The sequence below is a fragment of the Streptomyces sp. NBC_00454 genome, assembly GCF_041434015.1.
In the GTDB taxonomy this organism is placed as follows: domain Bacteria; phylum Actinomycetota; class Actinomycetes; order Streptomycetales; family Streptomycetaceae; genus Streptomyces.
On sequence record NZ_CP107907.1, the window covers coordinates 2,643,107 to 2,661,000 of the forward strand.

At 73.7% G+C, this 17,894-nt stretch carries 14 protein-coding genes; 6 read left to right on the forward strand and 8 right to left on the reverse strand.

Going from position 1 to position 17,894, the window contains the following annotated elements; translation table 11 throughout:
* Position 1 precedes the first annotated feature (1 nt).
* The 4 genes from OHU74_RS12250 (at position 2) to OHU74_RS12265 (ending at position 7,252) form a co-directional block, all read left to right on the forward strand.
* Positions 2 to 2,737 (forward strand): tetratricopeptide repeat protein, encoded by a 2,736-nt coding sequence (locus OHU74_RS12250; protein ID WP_371619658.1) that lies wholly within the window; start codon positions 2 to 4, stop codon positions 2,735 to 2,737.
* A 378-nt stretch (positions 2,738 to 3,115) separates the two neighbouring features.
* The gene (locus OHU74_RS12255; RefSeq protein ID WP_371619659.1) at positions 3,116 to 4,747 is read left to right on the forward strand and encodes a protein phosphatase 2C domain-containing protein; all 1,632 of its coding nucleotides are present in this window, start codon (positions 3,116 to 3,118) and stop codon (positions 4,745 to 4,747) included.
* 26 nt (positions 4,748 to 4,773) lie between these two features.
* The gene (locus OHU74_RS12260; protein WP_371615921.1) at positions 4,774 to 6,093 is read left to right on the forward strand and encodes a VWA domain-containing protein; all 1,320 of its coding nucleotides are present in this window, start codon (positions 4,774 to 4,776) and stop codon (positions 6,091 to 6,093) included.
* A 73-nt stretch (positions 6,094 to 6,166) separates the two neighbouring features.
* Positions 6,167 to 7,252 carry an FHA domain-containing protein gene (locus OHU74_RS12265; RefSeq protein ID WP_371615922.1) on the forward strand — a complete coding sequence of 362 codons (1,086 nt, stop codon included), beginning with the start codon at positions 6,167 to 6,169 and terminating at the stop codon, positions 7,250 to 7,252.
* A gap of 13 nt (positions 7,253 to 7,265) precedes the next feature.
* On the opposite strand, the gene OHU74_RS12270 is transcribed toward OHU74_RS12265, so the two are convergent.
* The gene (locus OHU74_RS12270) at positions 7,266 to 8,255 is read right to left on the reverse strand and encodes a methyltransferase domain-containing protein (protein WP_330296447.1); all 990 of its coding nucleotides are present in this window, start codon (positions 8,253 to 8,255) and stop codon (positions 7,266 to 7,268) included.
* A gap of 118 nt (positions 8,256 to 8,373) precedes the next feature.
* On the opposite strand from OHU74_RS12270, the gene OHU74_RS12275 reads away from it, so the two are divergent.
* Complete coding sequence (locus OHU74_RS12275; RefSeq protein ID WP_371615923.1) at positions 8,374 to 8,778, forward strand: globin; 405 nt, start codon at positions 8,374 to 8,376, stop codon at positions 8,776 to 8,778.
* Between the two features lie 24 nt (positions 8,779 to 8,802).
* Here OHU74_RS12275 and OHU74_RS12280 read toward each other — a convergent pair whose 3' ends face one another.
* Genes OHU74_RS12280 through ettA form a run of 3 tightly spaced genes read right to left on the reverse strand, consistent with a single transcriptional unit; the run spans position 8,803 to position 11,669 of the window.
* Positions 8,803 to 9,513: a hypothetical protein gene (locus tag OHU74_RS12280; protein ID WP_371615924.1), complete on the reverse strand. Its 711-nt coding sequence runs from the start codon at positions 9,511 to 9,513 to the stop codon at positions 8,803 to 8,805.
* A complete protein-coding gene (locus OHU74_RS12285; protein WP_371615925.1) occupies positions 9,510 to 9,986 on the reverse strand; it encodes an acyl-CoA thioesterase in 477 nt (158 codons plus the stop codon). Before OHU74_RS12285 ends, OHU74_RS12280 begins: the two co-directional genes overlap by 4 nt.
* Before the next feature lie 18 nt (positions 9,987 to 10,004).
* On the reverse strand, positions 10,005 to 11,669 hold the full coding sequence (ettA, locus tag OHU74_RS12290; protein ID WP_371615926.1) for an energy-dependent translational throttle protein EttA: 1,665 nt from the start codon (positions 11,667 to 11,669) through the stop codon (positions 10,005 to 10,007).
* Positions 11,670 to 11,956: 287 nt separating this feature from the next.
* On the opposite strand from ettA, the gene OHU74_RS12295 reads away from it, so the two are divergent.
* On the forward strand, positions 11,957 to 12,646 hold the full coding sequence (locus OHU74_RS12295) for a hypothetical protein (RefSeq protein ID WP_371615927.1): 690 nt from the start codon (positions 11,957 to 11,959) through the stop codon (positions 12,644 to 12,646).
* A 38-nt stretch (positions 12,647 to 12,684) separates the two neighbouring features.
* Here OHU74_RS12295 and OHU74_RS12300 read toward each other — a convergent pair whose 3' ends face one another.
* From OHU74_RS12300 to OHU74_RS12315, 4 genes are all read right to left on the reverse strand, one after another.
* Positions 12,685 to 13,893, reverse strand: coding sequence for an ALF repeat-containing protein (locus OHU74_RS12300; protein ID WP_371615928.1), 1,209 nt, complete (start codon positions 13,891 to 13,893; stop codon positions 12,685 to 12,687).
* 210 nt (positions 13,894 to 14,103) lie between these two features.
* Positions 14,104 to 15,273, reverse strand: coding sequence for a thioester domain-containing protein (locus OHU74_RS12305; protein ID WP_371615929.1), 1,170 nt, complete (start codon positions 15,271 to 15,273; stop codon positions 14,104 to 14,106).
* A 245-nt stretch (positions 15,274 to 15,518) separates the two neighbouring features.
* Positions 15,519 to 15,926, reverse strand: coding sequence for a single-stranded DNA-binding protein (locus OHU74_RS12310; RefSeq protein ID WP_371615930.1), 408 nt, complete (start codon positions 15,924 to 15,926; stop codon positions 15,519 to 15,521).
* Positions 15,927 to 16,063: 137 nt separating this feature from the next.
* Positions 16,064 to 17,890 (reverse strand): GTPase, encoded by a 1,827-nt coding sequence (locus tag OHU74_RS12315; RefSeq protein ID WP_371615931.1) that lies wholly within the window; start codon positions 17,888 to 17,890, stop codon positions 16,064 to 16,066.
* Positions 17,891 to 17,894: the final 4 nt, after the last annotated feature.

Here is a 17,894-nt window from a genome sequence, read left to right on the forward strand (position 1 = left end):
GATCGGAACGGCGTGCATGCGCCCCGGCTGCTCGGGTTCGTACGAGGACATGGGCGGCGGCGAGCTGTACTGCGACACCTGCGGGCTGGCGCCGGCCGGCGCCGTCGCGGCGGGCGCGGAGCCGCTGGTGTCGGTGCCGACCGCGATGACGAGCGCGGCGCGCCACGGGGAATCGCAGAGCTCCCACGGATCCGGACGGTCGGCTTCCTCTTCCTCGTCCTCGCGGGCTTCCCGGTCCTCGCGCTCCTCCTCCTCGCGCCGTTCGGTGTCGGGGCGGCTCTCGCGCGCCCTGTCGGGGGCCGAGTCCACCCGCTCTGTGTCGGTGCGCAGTTCGACCACGGCCGCCCGGGTTTCGGGCCGCAGCCGCCTCGGGGCCGGGCTGGTCGCCGTACCGGAGGTGCCTCGTCCGGATCCCTCGGAGGCGGTGCTGGAGAATCCGGAGGTGCCGGAGCGCAAGCGGTTCTGTTCGCGCTCGGACTGCGGTGCTCCGGTGGGTCGGGCCCGGGGTGAGCGGCCGGGCCGGACGGAAGGTTTCTGCACCAAATGCGGGCATCCGTACTCCTTCGTCCCCAAGCTCCGCGAGGGTGATCTCGTCCACGGCCAGTACGAGGTCGCGGGCTGCCTCGCGCACGGCGGCCTCGGCTGGGTCTACCTGGCGGTGGACCGGGCCGTGGCCCGGCGGTGGGTGGTCCTCAAGGGCCTGCTCGACACCGGGGACGAGGACGCGATGGCCGCCGCGATCTCGGAGCGGCGCTTCCTCGCGGAGATCGAGCACTCCAACATCGTGCGGATCTACAACTTCGTGGAGCACCTGGACGAGCGCACCGGTTCGCTGGACGGGTACATCGTCATGGAGTACGTCGGCGGCAAATCGCTCAAGGAGATCGCCAACGAGCGGCGCCGGCCGGACGGCAGGCGCGATCCGCTGCCGGTCGAGCAGGCGTGCGCGTACGGCATCGAGGCGCTGGAGGCCCTCGGCCACCTGCACAGCAGGAACCTCCTGTACTGCGACTTCAAGGTCGACAACGCCATCCAGCAGGCCGACCAGCTGAAGCTGATCGACATGGGCGCGGTACGGCGGATGGACGACGAGGAGTCGGCCATCTACGGCACCGTGGGCTACCAGGCGCCGGAGGTCGGGGAGGTCGGCCCGTCGGTCGCCTCCGACCTGTACACGGTGGCGCGCACGCTGGCCGTCCTGACCTTCGACTTCCAGGGGTACACGAACGTCTTCGTGGACTCGCTGCCGGACCCGCAGCACATCGAGGTGTTCGGTCGGTACGAATCCTTCTACCGGCTGCTCGTACGGGCCACCGACCCGGATCCGGAACGGCGGTTCTCCTCCGCCCAGGAGATGGCGGACCAGCTGACGGGGGTGCTGCGGGAGGTCGTCGCGCTCCAGACGGGCCGGCCGAGGCCGCAGGTCTCCACGCTCTTCAGCCCCGAACTCCGGGTCCCGGACGACCTGCTGTTCGCCGACGAGCCGGGCGCGGAGGTGTCCCGGCTGGGCGCACGCGCCGTGAAGCGGTGGCGGGGCGCCGCACCCGCTGCGCTCCCCCCGGTCCCGCAGTCCGCGGCGGGGCCCGCCTCCCTTCCCGCCGTCCCGGCGGCCGCCCCCACGGCGGCCCCGCTCACCGGGTACGGGACGACCGGGCTGGTGACGACGGCCACCCACAAGGCCGCCGGCGGAGCCGGGCCCGCGGTACCCGCGCCGCGGCAGGCGCCCTCGGCGGCGCCACTGCCGCTGCCGCTGTCCACGCCTTCGGCGTCGGCGCCCGGCGGCGGCTCCGCTCCGCGGCAGCCGGCACTGTCGACGCTGAACACCCGCGAGGCCTCGCTGGCGCTGCCCGTGCCGCTGGTCGACGCGGCGGACCCCAACGCCGGTTTCCTGGCCGGTCTGCTGGCCTCCGCCCCCGCCGACCTGCTGGCCGCGCTGAGCTCGGCTCCGGCCGAATCCGCCGAACTGCGGCTGCGGGAACTCCGGGCCCGGCTCGAACTGGGCGAGACCGACGCGCCCCTCGTCTCCGAGGCGCTGGCCCGGCTGGAGGAGGGGCATCCGGACGACTGGCGGGTGGTGTGGGCCCGCGGCATCGCCTCCCTGGCCGTCGGGGAGGACGAGACGGCCGCCCTGTCCTTCGACGCCGTCTACGACGCCTTCCCCGGCGAACCCGCGCCGAAGCTGGCGCTGGGGCTGTGCGCCGAGGTCCTGGGGCAGCTGGACAACGCCGCCGAGTACTACCGCCTGGTGTGGGCCACGGACCCCGGGTTCGTCGGCGCGGCCTTCGGGCTGGCCCGGGTGCAACTGGCCGCCGGGGACCGGGGCGCAGCGGTGCGCACGCTGGAATCCGTGCCCGAGGTGTCGATCCACCACACCGCCGCCCGGGTGGCCGCCGTACGGGCACGCTTGCGCGACCGGTCACCGCAGGACGCTCTGCTGCCCGATCTGGCGGCGGCCGCGGCGCAGGTGGAGGCGCTGGGCAGGTTCGGCCTGGACTCGCTGCGCCACGAGCGGCTGAGGGCGGAAGTTCTGGGGGCGGCGCTCGACTGGGTACTGTCGGGTAGCCGGGGTTCCGACCCCGGACCGACCTCGCTGCTCGGCTGCCAACTGGACGAGCGGGGGCTGCGCTTCGGCCTGGAGCGCTCGTTCCGCGTGCTGGCACGGCTGGCGCAGCGGGGCGAGGAGAGGATCGAACTGGTGGAGCGGGCAAACCGTTTCCGTCCCCGGACGTGGGTGTGATTGATGTCGATGCATCGGCTGTCGGGCTGCCCCAGCTGCGCGGAGCCCCTTGAGGAGGGTGACCGTTTCTGCGGCCTGTGCGGCTACGCCCTGACGGCCGCCGACCCCACGGGGCCGGCGTCGCCGTCGGCGGCCGCCTCTTCCCCGGCTGGGGTGGCTGCGGCCCCGGTGGCTGCGGCGGTTGCCCCGCCTGCCCCGGCTCCGGTGGCTGCCGCTGCGGCGGTTGCCCCGCCTCCGGCCGCCGTCCCGGCCACGCGCGGAGCCGCGTCGGTCGAAGACGGCCTCGTGTCCCGGCCCTCCGGCGCCACCGCCCACGGCGGATACGGCGGGTCGGCCGCCGCCGGGTACGCCGGCGAGCCCGCGCCCGGCTGGGGCAGCGTGTCCACCGCCGCCCCCACGCTGGTCGAGGGCCCCGCGGGCTGGTCCGACACGGCCGCCACCCCGGACCCCGGCGGCGCGGCCGCCCCGGACCCCCACGGCTCACCCCTCCGGCCCGAAGCCCCGTACGGCTCCGCGGCCCACCAGGGGCAAGGTCCCACGGGCGAAGCCCCGTACGGCAGCGCCGGCCCGCAGGATCCGGGCCCGGCGGCCGAAACCCGGTACGGCCTCGCGGCCCAGCAGGGGCACACCTCCACGGGCGAAGCCCCGTACGGCAGCGCCGGCCCGCAGGGCCGGACCCCCACGGGCGAAGCCCCGTACGACGGCACCACCCCGCAAGGCCCGGGGCCGCAGGGCGCCCCCTCGTACGGCGCCGCAACCCCGCAGGGGCACGGGCACAGCCACGGCTCCGGGTTCGAAGCCCCGTACGACGGCACGACCCCGCCGGGCGGACCTGTCGGGCAGCAGCCCGCCCACGGGAACCCCGGGGCGGCCCCGGGGCCCGACACCTCCTACGACATCGCGGCCCCGCAGGGCGCGGACCACTGGAACACCGGCCCGCAGGGCCCCGGTTCCGGCGGCGAAGCCCGCCAGGACTCCCCCGCCCAGCAGGGCCAGGGGCAGACCCCCGGCGGGGAAGCCAGGTACGACGGCCCCGCCCCGCAGGGCCAAGGGCAGACCCCCGGCGGCGAAGCCCCGTACGGGAGCACCGCCCCGCAGGGCGAAGGCGCCGGGAAGACCTGTGTGGCCTGCCGGGCCGGGCGGGTGGACACCGACGGGTACTGCGAGCACTGCGGGCACGCCCAGCCCCGGGAGCGGGACCACCTCGAGGAGGAGCTCGGGAGCGTCGCGGCCGTCAGTGACCGCGGGCTGCGCCACCACCGCAACGAGGACTCCTTCGCCGTGGCGGCCACCGCGCTGCCCGACGGCTCCGCCGCCACCGTGGCCATCGTCTGCGACGGCGTCTCCTCCGCCAGCCGCCCCGACGAGGCTTCGGCCGCCGCCGCGGCCGCTGCCAACGAGGCGCTGCTCGACGCCCTGCCCCGCGGCGCCCACCCCCAGGAGGCCATGCACGAGGCGATCCTGGCCGCCGCCGCGGCCGTGAACGCGCTGGCTCCGGAGGTTCCGGGCGCCCAGAACGCCCCCGCCTGCACCCTGGTCGGCGCCGTCGTCAGCGGCGGCCTGCTGACCATCGGCTGGGTCGGTGACAGCCGTGCCTACTGGGTCCCCGACGACCGCGCCGCGCTCCCCCGCCGCCTCACCGAGGACGACTCCTGGGCCGCCCAGATGGTCGCGGCGGGTCTGATGGGCGAGGCCGAGGCCTACGCCGACGTCCGCGCGCACGCCATCACCGGCTGGCTCGGGGCCGACGCGTACGACCTGGAACCGCACACCGCCACCTTCAAGCCCGATCACGACGGTGTGATCGTGGTCTGCACCGACGGCCTGTGGAACTACGCCGAATCCGCCCGGGACATGGCCCAGGTGCTCCCCGCCGATGCCGCAACCCGGCCCCTGCACAGCGCGCAGGTGCTGGTGGGCCACGCGCTCGACGGCGGCGGGCACGACAACGTCACCGTGGCCGTCGTCCCCTTCGCCGCACCCGAGGGCCCCGCCCCGGTCCAGGCCTGATCCCCGTCTGCGAGGAGTACCGACCGATGGCGAACTTCGCCAAGCCGAGCGCCCCGCGCTTCAACGTGGAGGTCTACCAGAACGAGTACCTCCCGGAGGGCGGCCGCGACGTCCACGCCATCGTCACGGTCACCTCCACCGGCGGGGCCACCGCCACCCGGACGTCCGCGCAGGGCGCCGCCGTCGTGATCATGGTCGACTGCTCCGGCTCCATGGAGTACCCGCCGGAGAAGATGCGCGGGGCCCGCGAGGCCACCGCCGCCGCGATCGACACCCTCCGCGACGGCACCTCCTTCGCCGTGATCGCCGGTACGCACGTGGCCAAGGAGGTCTACCCCGGCCAGGGCCGCCTCGCGACCGCCGACGCCGCCACCCGCGCCCAGGCCAAGGAGGCCCTGCGCGGCCTCTCCTCCGGCGGCGGCACGGCCATCGGCACCTGGCTGCGCCTCGCCGACGGCCTGCTGCGCCAGTCCACCGCCTCGATCCGGCACGGGATCCTGCTCACCGACGGCCGCAACGAGCACGAGGAGCCGGAGGTGCTCCGCGCCACCCTCGACGCCTGTGCGGGCCGTTTCACCTGTGACGCCCGCGGCGTGGGGACCGACTGGGAGGTCAGGGAGGTCACCGGCATCGCGAGCGCACTGCTCGGCACCGCCGACATCGTGGCCGACCCGGCCCACCTCAGCGAGGACTTCACGCACATGATGGAGAACGTCATGGGCAAGGAGGTCGCGGACGTCGCGCTGCGCCTGTGGACCCCGGTGGGCGTGGAGATCCAGTACGTGAAGCAGGTCGCGCCGGCCGTCCAGGACCTCACGGACCGGCGTACGGAGGCGGGCCCGCGCGCCGGGGACTACCCGACGGGCTCATGGGGCGACGAGTCCCGCGAGTACCACGTGTGCGTACGGGTCCCGGGCGCGGCCGTGGGACAGGAGATGCTGGCCGCCCGCGCCACGCTCATCATGCCGGGGGCGCCCGGCGAGGCCCCGACCGTCCTCTCCCAGGGGCTGGTCCGCGCGGTGTGGACGAACGACCTCGCCGCCTCGACCGCCATCAACGCCCAGGTCGCCCACTACACCGGGCAGGCGGAGCTCGCGCAGGCTATCCAGCAGGGTCTCGAAGCCCGCAAACTGGGTGATGTCGGCGGAGCGACGGCGAAGCTCGGCCGCGCCGTGCAGCTGGCGAGCAGCTCGGGCAACGCGGACACCGCGAAGCTCCTCGCGAAGGTGGTGGACGTCGTCGATGCGGCGGCGGGTACTGTGCGGCTGAAGGCAAAGGTCGCCGATGCGGACGAGATGACCCTTGAAACGCGTTCGACCCAGACCGTTCGAGTGAAAAAAGCCTGACGCTCAGCTCAGCCGCACGCCGAATGCACAGACGAAGAAACAAGACAAAGACGAAGCCGAAGAGCCTGCCGCGATGGCGCAGGAAGAAGGAGGAAGCGCCGCGATGCCGACCTGCCCGAACGGGCACCAGTCCGCCTCCGACGACTGGTGCGAGGTCTGCGGTCACCGCATGACTGCCCCTACGGGCACCCCCGCGGCGCCCTCCTACGGCTACGGCTACCCTCCGACCGGCGAGCCGACCGCCCAGGCCGAGCTCTGCCCGCAGTGCCGGACCCCGCGCGAAGCGATGGCCCCCTTCTGCGAGGAGTGCCGGTACAACTTCCTGACGCGCACGGCGACTTCGTACACGCCACTCGCCCCGGACCTGAGTCGGGGACAGAACCAGGGCCCCAACCAGGGTCAGGGCCAGGGCCAGGGTCAGTACCAGGGCACGCCCGGTCCTCCGCCGCCGCCCCCGGCCCCGGCTCCGGTCGCGCCGTCCGCCCCTCCCGCGTACTCCCAGGACCACTTCGAGTACGAGGGCTCGCGCCCCTCCCAGGTCAACCGCGCCGCCGAGCCGCTGCAGCGTGAGGACGACTGGATGCTGCCGCCTCCGGCGCACCAGGAGTACCAGCAGCCCCAGTACCAGCAGCAGCCTCCGCCGCCGCCGCAGCAGCAGCAGCAGTACCAGCAGCCCCCGACGGGTCAGTACCAGCCGCAGCAGCAGCATCAGCAGTCGCTGCAGGAGCCCTTCGCGCCCCGTCGGCAGGGCGGCGGCCCCTGGACCGCCACCATCGGCCCGGACCGCTCGTACTTCATGGCGATGATGCACCGCAGCGGCCCCGAGGCGGCGGGCCTCAACCTGCCGGCGTACTCCCCCGAGCAGCACCTCCCGCTCTCCGGCGGCCAGATCACCATCGGCCGCCGCCGCGCCTCGACGGGCGAGTCCCCCGACATCGACCTGTCGGTGCCGCCGGAGGACCCGGGCGTCTCGCACCAGCACGCGGTACTGGTGCAGCAGCCCGACGGCAGCTGGGCCGTGGTGGACCAGAACTCCACCAACGGCACCACCATCAACGGCGGCGAGGAGTCGATCCAGCCCTACGTGCCGGTCCCGCTCGGTGACGGCGACCGCGTCCACGTCGGCGCCTGGACCACGATCACCATCCGCCAGGGCTGAGCAGGGCTAGGCCCTAGGCCCGGCCGTCCGACTCCCCCAGGGGCCACACGTAGGGCCCCTGGGGATCGTCTAGCCACGACCACTGCCCCTCGGCGGTGACCGTCACGCCGAAGCGCTCGCGCGCCGGCCGGTCCTCGCGCCGCCACAGGTCCAGCGCCTCCCTGGGGTGCAGCGCGCCCGAGGTCAGCACCAGCATGAACTGGAAGCGCTCGTTCTCCACCAGCTCGTACGGGAGCCCCTGCGGGGTCCCGTAGGTGCCCGGCGGCGCCGCCGTGGCGCCCCGCAGCGGGACGAAGTACGCCGGCGTGTGCAGGAAGCGGCCCTCCGCGAACCCCTCGTCCCGCACCGTCAGTGCGATCAGCCCGGTCGACAGCGGCGCCAGGATCCGCGCCCCCGCACGGCACTGGGCCAGCCAGGCGGGCGGGATCAGCGGCAGCGTGCAGGTCACCAGGATCCGGTCGAAGGGGCCCCGGGAGGGACAACCGCGCGCCCCGTCGCCGGTGACCACCGCGGGCCGGTAGCCGAGCAGGGCCAGGTGCGAGCGCGCCGACTCGGTGATCTCCTCGTCCAGGTCCACGGTGGTGACGAGCCCGTCGCCGAGCCGGTGGCAGAGCAGGGCCGCGTTGTAGCCGGTGCCCGCGCCGATCTCCAGCACGTTGTCCCCGTCGCGCACCTCCAGGGCCTCCAGCATGTTCGCCATCAGCGAGGGCTGGCTGCTGGAGGAGACGAGCTCGCCGTCGCGCAGCCGGGTGGCGAGCGGGGCGTCCGCGTAGACCCCGCGCAGCCAGCGGGCCCGCCGCTCGGGATCGGGGTCCTCGGCCCAGAGCCGCTCGTGTCCGGCCCCGCGGCCGGTGAAGTAGTACGGGACGAAGACGTGCCGCGGCACGGCGGCGAAGGCCGCCCGCCAGGCCGGGTCGCCCAGCGCCCCGGCGGCGGTGAGTTCCCGTACCTGGGCGGCATGCGCGGTCTCCCGCATGTCGCGTACCCCGGCGTCAGCGCCCATGCCTCCACTGTCCTGCGGACGGGGCTCGCGGGCGACCTCTGGAGGTCCGCCCCTGGGGGTCCGCCCGAGGAGTCCTAGGACCGGGGTCCTCCGTCCGGGCGTCTGAGACGATGGTCGGGTGAACGAGATTCCGCGGGGTACGGTCCAGGAGCAGACTTTCTACGAGCTGGTGGGCGGCGAGGACACCTTCCGCCGCCTGGTGCACCGCTTCTACCAGGGGGTGGCCGAGGACCCGCTGCTGCGGCCGATGTACCCGGAGGGGGACCTGGGCCCTGCCGAGGACCGGTTCGCGCTCTTCCTGATGCAGTACTGGGGCGGCCCGAACACCTACAGCGAGAACCGCGGCCACCCGCGCCTGCGCATGCGGCACGCCCCGTTCCAGGTGGACTCGGCGGCGCACGACGCGTGGCTGAAGCACATGCGGGTGGCGGTGGACGAGCTCGCCCTCGCCCCGGAGTACGAGGCGCAGCTGTGGCGCTACCTGACGTACGCCGCCGCATCCATGGTCAACACCGCGGGCTAGGCCCTCCGGCGGCTGGACTGGCGGCTAGACCGGACGCACCAGCAGTGCGCCGAGGCCGCCGGGGCGGCGCGTGGCGATCGACCCGTACGGGGTGCGCAGGCGCAGCCAGCCCCCGGACGCGAACAGCGCCACCGTTTCGGGGGCTCCGGGCGGGGTGGGTCCGGCGGGCACGGTGGACCGTACCGGCCGCAGGAAGCCCAGGGACTGCGCGGCGTGGACGGCGCGCAGCGGAAGTTCGGTGTCCCCCAGGGTGCGGGACCAGATCTCGCGGCCGATGCGGTCGCGCTCGGACCGGGTCCGGTGCTGCGGGGGCAGGGCCTCGTCACGGGCCCGGAATTCGGCGACGGAGGCGGCCAGGGCCGCGCGGATCGCCTCGGGTCCGGGCAGCCCGGCGACCGGGGCCCAGCCGCCGCGGGGCGGAAGCACCCCCGCCCAGGGCGGTCCGGTGACGGCCGCGGGCACGAGGGCTCCGCCGGAGGTCTCGTCGACCGACTCCAGCAGCTCGCCGGCCGACACGGTGACGTCCAGCGGCGTCCCCACGGGCGCGGCGAGGCGCACCGTACGGATGGCCAGCACGTCGAAGGACGGCGGTCGCCCGAAGACGGCGAGCGCGCCGCCGCCGGCCTGCGCCTGCAGGCGGACGGCGGCGGCGCGGTCGTAGTGCACCAGCCGGCCCAGGAAGGCGGCGAGGTCGGCCGCCTCCCCGGAGTCGGCGAAGTGCAGCTGCTCGTTCATGCCGCGATGCCCTCGACGCCGGCGGTGCCGGCCTTCGGCTGTGCCTTCGGCTCGTCCAGGTACTCCTGGAGGAAGAGCTTCTCCTCGGCCGTGATGCGGCGGGGCCGCCCCTCGGCGAGGTTGTACGGCACGACCACGGTCTCGGCGCGCACGTAGACCGTCTCGGGCGCGTCCTCGGTCGCCTCGTCCTTGACCTCGTAGCGGATGGTCAGGGACGCGGCGCCTATCCGGGTCACCCAGGACTCGATGAGGACCGGCTCGTGACGGTGCACGAGGGGCAGCTTGTAGTCGATCTCGTGGCGGGCCACGACGGAACCGCCCGTGAAGGACTCACTGCCCTCCCCCGGCGCGAGGCGGAACATGAAGTCGATCCGCGCCTCCTCCAGATAGCGGAGGAAGACGACGTTGTTGACGTGCCCGAAGGCATCCATGTCCGCCCAGCGCAGGGGGCAGCGGTAGTGGTGTCTGGCCATGGCCCTCGACCTCAGCCCTCAGCCTCGGGTGAGCTTCTTGTAGGTGGCACGGTGCGGACGGGTCGCGTCCGCGCCGAGCCGCTCGACCTTGTTCTTCTCGTACGACTCGAAGTTGCCCTCGAACCAGTACCACTTGGACTCGCCCTCGTACGCCAGGATGTGCGTGGCGACCCGGTCCAGGAACCAGCGGTCGTGGGAGATGACCACGGCCGCACCGGGGAATTCGAGGAGCGCGTTCTCGAGCGAGGACAGGGTCTCGACGTCGAGGTCGTTGGTGGGCTCGTCGAGGAGCAGCAGGTTGCCGCCCTCCTTGAGCGTCAGCGCCAGGTTCAGGCGGTTGCGCTCACCACCGGAGAGGATGCCGGCGGCCTTCTGCTGGTCCGGGCCCTTGAAGCCGAAGGCGCTGACGTACGCGCGCGAGGGCATCTCGACCTGGCCGACGTTGATGTAGTCCAGCTCGTCCGACACGACGGCCCACAGCGACTTCTTGGGGTCGATGTTGGCGCGGCTCTGGTCGACGTACGAGATCTTGACGGTCTCGCCGATCTTGACGTCACCGGAGTCCGGCGCCTCGAGACCCAGGAGCATCTTGAAGAGCGTGGTCTTGCCGGCGCCGTTCGGGCCGATGATGCCCACGATGCCGTTGCGCGGCAGGGTGAAGGACAGGTCGTCGACCAGGACCTTGTCACCGAACGCCTTGGAGAGGTTGTTGACCTCGACCACGATCGAGCCCAGACGCGGGCCCGGCGGGATCTGGATCTCCTCGAAGTCCAGCTTCCGCATCTTGTCCGCCTCGGCGGCCATCTCCTCGTAGCGGGCGAGGCGGGCCTTGGACTTGGTCTGGCGCCCCTTGGCGTTCGACCGCACCCACTCGAGCTCTTCCTTGAGGCGCTTCTGGCGCTTCTCGTCCTTGCGGCCCTCGACCTTGAGACGCGTGGCCTTCTTCTCCAGGTAGGTGGAGTAGTTGCCCTCGTACGGGTGGGCGCGGCCGCGGTCGAGCTCGAGGATCCACTCGGCGACGTTGTTCAGGAAGTAACGGTCGTGGGTGACGGCCACGACGGCACCCTTGTACTGCGAAAGGTGCTGCTCCAGCCAGTTCACCGACTCGGCGTCGAGGTGGTTGGTGGGCTCGTCGAGGAGGAGCAGGTCCGGGGCCTCGATCAGCAGCTTGCAGAGCGCGACGCGGCGCTTCTCGCCACCGGAGAGGTTGGTGACGGGCCAGTCGCCGGGCGGGCAGCCCAGGGCGTCCATGGCCTGCTCGAGCTGGGCGTCGAGGTCCCAGGCGTTGGCGTGGTCCAGGACCTCCTGGAGCTTGCCCATCTCGTCCAGCAGCGCGTCGGTGTAGTCGGTCGCCATTTCCTCGGCGACCTCGTTGAAGCGCTTCAGCTTGGCCATGATGTCGGCCGCACCGTCCTGGACGTTCTCCAGGACCGTCTTGGCCTCGTCGAGCTTGGGCTCCTGCATGAGGATGCCGACGGTGAAGCCGGGAGACAGGTACGCCTCGCCGTTGGACGGCTGCTCCAGCCCCGCCATGATCTTGAGGACGGTGGACTTACCGGCGCCGTTGGGGCCGACCACACCGATCTTCGCGCCGGGCAGGAAGTTCAGGGTGACGTCATCAAGAATCACCTTGTCGCCGTGCGCCTTGCGCGTCTTGCGCATGGTGTAGATGAACTCAGCCAAGAGAAACCGTCCGGCAGATCGATGGGTGGGCAGATACACCCCATCTTGCCTGACGTCCATCCCCCGGGGGAAACCCGTATGGTCCCGGCGCCCTGACCTGGGCACCAACCGGAGGGGTGGCCGCCTCCGGAGAATCGCCCGGCCTACGGGGGCCGCGTGCGGCTTCGAGGCGTGGTGTTCCCCGGTGGGCGGGGTACGGCTACCCCGTCGCCTCGCGCCACGGCAGGATGGCGCGGAGCAGGCGGCGGCCGGGGGGCCGCGGCCGGGGCGGGGGGAGCAGTGGAGCCGTGGACAACGGGCTGATCGCGCTGGGCGCCGCGGTGGTCGGCGTGGCCGGGACGCTGCTGGCGACCGTGCTGTCCCAGCGGATGGTGGCGGGGGTGCAGGCGGCGCAGTTCGAGCGCGAGCAGCGGGTGGCGCAGACACGGTGGCTGCGGGAACGGGAGCTGGCGGAGCAGGCCCGCAGGCGTGACTGCTACACGGCGGCCAATGCCGCGTACCGGAGGTACCGGATCGCCCTCATGTCGTTCCTGTGGCTCGCCCGCGGGGCACAGGTCACCCCGGAGGAGCGGACGGCCCTGGAGGAAGCCCGCAGCGCCCATCACGTGGCGTTCGCCGAGGCGCAGATGGTCGCGTCCGCGGAGGTGCTCGCGGAGCTGGACCTGCTGACGGAGGCGCTCTCCGGGACCTACCACCGGACGGTGCGGCTCGGGCAGGGCGATCCCGTCGCGAACGGCTCGTTCGAGGAGATCCACGCCGAGCTGCTCGGGCTCGGGGCGCGGTGGGAGGGCATGCGGGGCGCGATGCGCGTGGACCTCGGCGTGGACGCGCGGGGCGCGGACGCACCCGGTGCGGACGGCCGGGGCCTGGACGGTCGGGGCGCGGGCGGCCGGGGCCTCGACGGCCGGGGTGCGGGCGCGAGGGACCGGGACGACCGGGACGGTCGGGGCGCGGACGGCCCGGCCGCGATCGGCTGAGGGCCGGGCGCCACCGCGGGGGCGGCGCCCGGTCCGGGTCAGGCCTTGGGGTCCTGGCGGCGGGTGCGGGTGGCGAAGACGAAGCCCGCGCCCGCGACCAGCGCGGCGCCCGCTCCGGTGGACACCCACAGCGGGTCGCTACCGGTGGAGGCGAGCACCTTGGTTCCGGTGGAGCCGGCCGGGTTCACGTTGGCGTTGCCCGTCGTGGTGGTGCCGGGGCCGTTCTTGGCGTCGGCCACGACGACCCCGGGGGTACCGGTCCCGGTGCCGGCGCCGCTGCCGGTGGCCGGCTTGGTTCCGGCGGCCTTCTCGTCCTTCGCGCGGGCCTCGTACTGGCCCGTCTTCAGGAAGGCCTCGCGGTCGGCGGGGGTGCCCTTGAGGGCGGCCTTGCCGGCCTTCTGGACCTCGGGACCACCGGCGTTGATGATCTTCGAGATGGCGAGGTAGTTGTCCTCGTCGCGCAGCTCGAACTGGGTCACCGCGAGGAAGTGCTCCAGCTCGGCCAGGGTCGGGCTGGTGTTGAAGATCTGGTCGATCGCCTTGGCGAGGATCGGTCCCGCCGTGCCCTCCATGCGGGCCAGCTCGACCCGGATGTCGGAGGCGCGGGCCTTGAAACGGCCGGTCTTCAGGAAGGCCTCGCGGTCTGCCGCCGAGCCCTGGAGGGCCGCCTTCGCCGCCTCGATCACGCCGCGGTTGACGCCGGTACCCGCCTGGGCCTTGTGGATGATCCGCGAGATCCAGACGCGGTTGTCATCGTCCCGGGCCTCGTACTGGCCCGTCTTCAGGAAGGCCTCGCGGTCGGCCGCCGAGCCCCTGAGGGCAGCGCTGCCCGCCTCGACCACGCCGGTACTGACCTCGGAGTCCCTCACGGCCTGGTCCATGATCTGTCCGATCAGCACCCGGTTGTCCTGGTCCCGGGCAACGTACTGGCCGGTCTCCAGGAAGGCGCGCATGGCCGCCGGGCCGCCGTCGATGGCCTTGCTGCCCGCCTTGCGGAACTCCGAGCCCACCGGAGTCGCCGCCATCAGGCGCAGGATGGCCACTCGGTCGTCCTCGGCCTGCTGCCCGCCGCCGTCGGCCTTCACCACCGCGCCACCGGCCGGGGCCCCGTCCGGGGCGGACGCGGGTGCCGGGGTCGCGGGGGTCGCCGAGTCCGCGGCGAAGGCCGGCGCGGCGAACAGAACGGCCGGGGCGATGGCCGCCGTGACGACCGACGCGGCTATCCGGGACAACTTCACAAGCAGCACCTCAACATTGAAATGATCACGTTTGCCGGTTCACCTTAGCCACGAAGAACCGCGTGATCCACTTCAATTGAAGTGGATTGAATTCGTCCGGTTACAGCCGCCGATACACCGGACAAACCGCACACACGCCCGAAAACCCGGCCCCGTACGAGGCCGCTCGGGCGCACCCGTGTTCGCTGTCGTGAGCGAACGGAACTCCGGCCGGAGCGCCTACTCCCCGCCCGTCCCCCGGTCCGGGCCGGGGCCCTCTTCCAGCGGACGCTTGCGCAGCAGCAGGACGACGAGGCCGCCGAGGACCACCAGGCCGACCGCCAGGGACGCGATGACCGGGGTGGCCGTCGAGCTGCCGCTCGTGGCCAGCCGCTCCTCCGAGGTGTCCGCCGAGCTCGCCGAGGCGGGGACCGACATCGTGCCCAGCGTGGACACCGTCGCGCCCGAGGCTGCCGCGTCCTTCGCGTCGGCCTGCTGGACCGCCGTGGGCCGCGGCCACTTCGCCGTGGCCGTGGCCCCGAGGGCGGACTCGCTGGAGCCGGCCACGATCTGCGCCTGCGCGGGCACCCCACTGGTGAAGACCCGCCCCACCGGAACCCGCGTGGACCCGTGGACGGTGACCGAGGCGCTGCCGTCCGGGGTCCCCGCCGGCACCTCGAAGAACAGCTTCGTTCCGTTGGTGGCGGTGTCGACCTGCCGTCCCTCGGCGTCCAGCACCCGCACCCCCATGGCCACGGCCGCCGCGTCCGGGGTCACGCTCACGCTCTGCGCACCCGTCCGCACGGTGACGGGCCCGATCCGGCTGCCCGCCGGCCCCGACACCTCGCCGGGGTCCAGCCCCAGCGAGGCCGGGGGCTCCGGCAGCCGGCCCGCCTCGCGCTGGAGGTAGTCGGCCAGCTTCTGCGCCTGCGGATCCGCCGCCTCGACCGGCACGCCGTCGGCCAGCCGCCAGATGGCCACCTGGGTCCCGGCCGCCGCGCTCTCCGCGGTCAGCCCGGAGGCTCCGGCCGCCCTGGCCAGCCCGGCGAGATCGTTCAGCTGGGGGTAGGAGTGCTCCAGGACCCAGCGGACCCGGCCGCCCTCGCCGTTTCCGGCCAGGGGCGTGCCGTTCCAGCCGCTCTCCGCGTACCGGGCCTGGGGCTGCGCGTTGCCCGCGATGCCGACTCCGTACGTCTGGAGCATTCCACCGCCGTCGACCCGCATCTCGTACAGTCCGGCCGGGATCTGCCGCACGGAGCCGTCCGCTCCGCGCAGGACGGCCTGCCCGTAGGTCTTCAGCCCGTCGAGCACGGCGCTCGCGCCCTCCAGCGCCCGGGGTGGGAGCGGACCGGTGTCGGCGGCCGCCCGTGCGCCCGGCGCCGTGGCGAGCGCCGCGGCGAGCAGCGCCACCGCGATGGGCAGCCGCGCGGAGCCCCGTCTGGCCGCGCCGGCCGGGACGCGGGCCGGACCGGGACCCTGACCGGAACCCGGAAGAACGGCAGGAGTCCGACCGTCATCCGAAACGGAATCCGGAGCTTCGGTGTGAGCAGCAGCAGGAACGGAGGATGCGGGAACGGCAATCGACACAGTCTTCCCCTTCGGGCCGAAGGCCCAGGCGCCCGTGAGTACCGGGGAATCCTAGCCGCCTCGAACACTCAGACCACCGCCGCCTTCTGAGTACCCATCAGCGGTGTGTCCGTCCTGACCACCCGCCGGAAGGCGGCCGTTCCCCGGTTCAGGTCGTGCCCGATGGCGGTCGCGTCGATCTCCGCGGAGAACCACCTGTTCCCCTCCGCGTCGGGTGGTGCGTCGCGCACCCTCAGCCGCCCGTGGACCACCAGCGGCTCCCCCACGGAAACGGATCCGGCGAGGTTCACGGCGAGGCTGCGCCGGGCCCAGACCGTGTAGAAGCTGGTGGGAGCGTCCGCCCAGGCCTCTTTCTTCCGGTCGTAGTACCTCGGGGTGACGGCGAAGCGGAACCGGGCCGCCGGACCGCTCGTCGTCTCCTTGTAGTCGATCTGGGTGGCCACGTAGCCCACCAGCGTCACCTGGGTGTCGTTCATCCCGGCCGTCCTCCCGGGGTCGCGGCCGCGCGCTCGGCAACGCGCCGCCCCGATCCGCATTCCGTACCCGCCCGGACCATCCGCACGAGGTACGACCATGCTGGCCCGGTCCGCCGGAACCCGCTCGGGCCTGTGGATTACTGACGGGCTGTGGAAAACCTCGCCACCGTCGCGTACTGCTCCCGAACCTCCCGGTAGCGCAGCAGCTCCGCCGCCACCGGCTCCAGCACCCGGGCCCGTCCGCAGCCGGCCGCCGCCTGCCGCAGCCGGCGTTCCGCGTCCTGCCCGTACCGCCTGGCCGGGCCCCGGGCCCCGATCGAGCAGGCCCACTCCACCAGCGGGCCTCCGATGATGCCCGCCACCATCAGCAGCACCGGCGGCATCAGCCGCGGTTCCAGGACCCCGACGATCTGCCCGACCAGCCAGAGCCCGCCGTAGATCTGGAGCAGGGTCATGGCCGCCTGCGCGAGCACCGCCGCCGGCCACCACGAGGGCCGCGGCGGCTTCGCGCCGGGCACCGCGACCGCCGCGCCGAGGGTCACCGCGATCTCGTCCAGCGCCTCCGGGAGCCCTTCGGCGCCGCGGACCGCGGTCTCCCGTACGGCCTGCGCCCAGGGGTCGGGCAGGCCGCGGACCGCCTCGTCGGCGACGGTCCGCACGGCCTGTTCCACCCGCTGGCGGGCCGTCACCTCCTCCTCGGCCGGCAGCTCCGGGGCCGCCGGTGAGCGGCCGATCGCCGCCAGGGCGGCGAGGCCGACCAGCGAGCGCGGGGCGCGCCGGTTCTCGTACCACCGCCACAGCCGCAGCCACGGGGTCCCGCACGCCCTTCCGGCATTGCGCCGCCAGGCCCGCTCGGCGGCGAGGCCGGCCGCGTAGGCCCCGACCGCCTCGGCGAGCCGGTCCTCGAACTCGGCGCGCGCCGTCTCCCCGATCTCCGGCCCGGTGTGGCCGTCGGCGATGTAGAGGGGCCGCAGGCGCGCCGCGGCCCGGTCGACGTCGGCGGAGATCCGCCGGGTCGCGGCGCCCTTCTCCTGGGTGAACTGCCCGAGCATCTCGCGCAGCTCCCCGACGCCTTCACCCGTAAGGGCGGAAAGCCCGATGACGGTGGCCCCGGGCTCGCCGTGCTCGCCGAGCGCGATCCCGTCGTCGTCGAGGAGTCTGCGCAGGTCGTCCAGTACGAGGTCGGCGGACTCGCCGGGCAGCCGGTCCACCTGGTTCAGCACGACGAAGGTCACCTCGGCGTGACCGGCCAGCGGGCGCAGGTACCGCTCGTGCAGCACCGCGTCCGCGTACTTCTCCGGGTCCACCACCCACACCACCGCGTCGACCAGGGCCAGGACCCGGTCCACGTGGTCGCGGTGCGCGCCTACCGCCGAGTCCAGGTCGGGGAGGTCGACGAGGACCATGCCGCGCAGCGCCTCGGCCTCCGAGGTCTCGCGGGGGCGGCGGCGCAGCCTCCCGGGGATCTCGAGGCGGTCCAGCAGGCCGGCGGCGCCGTCCGACCAACTGCACGCGATGGGTGCGGCGGTGGTGGGCCGGCGCAGCCCGGTCTCGGAGATCTGCACTCCGGCGAGTGAATTGAAGAGGGTCGACTTGCCGCTTCCGGTGGCCCCGGCGATGGCGACGACGGTGTGCTGCGCCGACAGCCCGCGCCGCGCCGCCGCCTCGTCCAGCACCCGTCCGGCCTCGGTGAGGGTCTTGCCGTCGAGGATCCGGGTCCGCGAGAGTCCGATGAGCTGGCGCAGTGCGTCGAGGCGGACGCGCAGGGCCTGCGCCTCGGGGCTGAGCGGGGGCGCGGGGGCCTTGCCGCCGTCGCTGCCGGCGCCGGAGACCGCCCGTACGAGTGCTTCGTCGCCCTCGTCGTCTCCGGTCGCGGGCCAGTCGTCGTCGGCCACCCGGGGGCGCGAGCGCGCGATGAGCCCGTCGTCCCAGCGGTCGTCGGTCCGGTCGGTCAAGGCGGTCACCGCG

Coding starts and splice junctions, on each gene's coding strand:
- OHU74_RS12260 (WP_371615921.1), top strand. CDS start 4,774: ATGGCGAACTTCGCCAAGCCGAGCGCCCCGCGCTTCAACGTGGAGGTC.
- OHU74_RS12265 (WP_371615922.1), top strand. CDS start 6,167: ATGGCGCAGGAAGAAGGAGGAAGCGCCGCGATGCCGACCTGCCCGAAC.
- OHU74_RS12270 (WP_330296447.1), bottom strand. CDS start 8,255: ATGGGCGCTGACGCCGGGGTACGCGACATGCGGGAGACCGCGCATGCC.
- OHU74_RS12280 (WP_371615924.1), bottom strand. CDS start 9,513: ATGAACGAGCAGCTGCACTTCGCCGACTCCGGGGAGGCGGCCGACCTC.
- OHU74_RS12285 (WP_371615925.1), bottom strand. CDS start 9,986: ATGGCCAGACACCACTACCGCTGCCCCCTGCGCTGGGCGGACATGGAT.
- OHU74_RS12310 (WP_371615930.1), bottom strand. CDS start 15,926: ATGAACGACACCCAGGTGACGCTGGTGGGCTACGTGGCCACCCAGATC.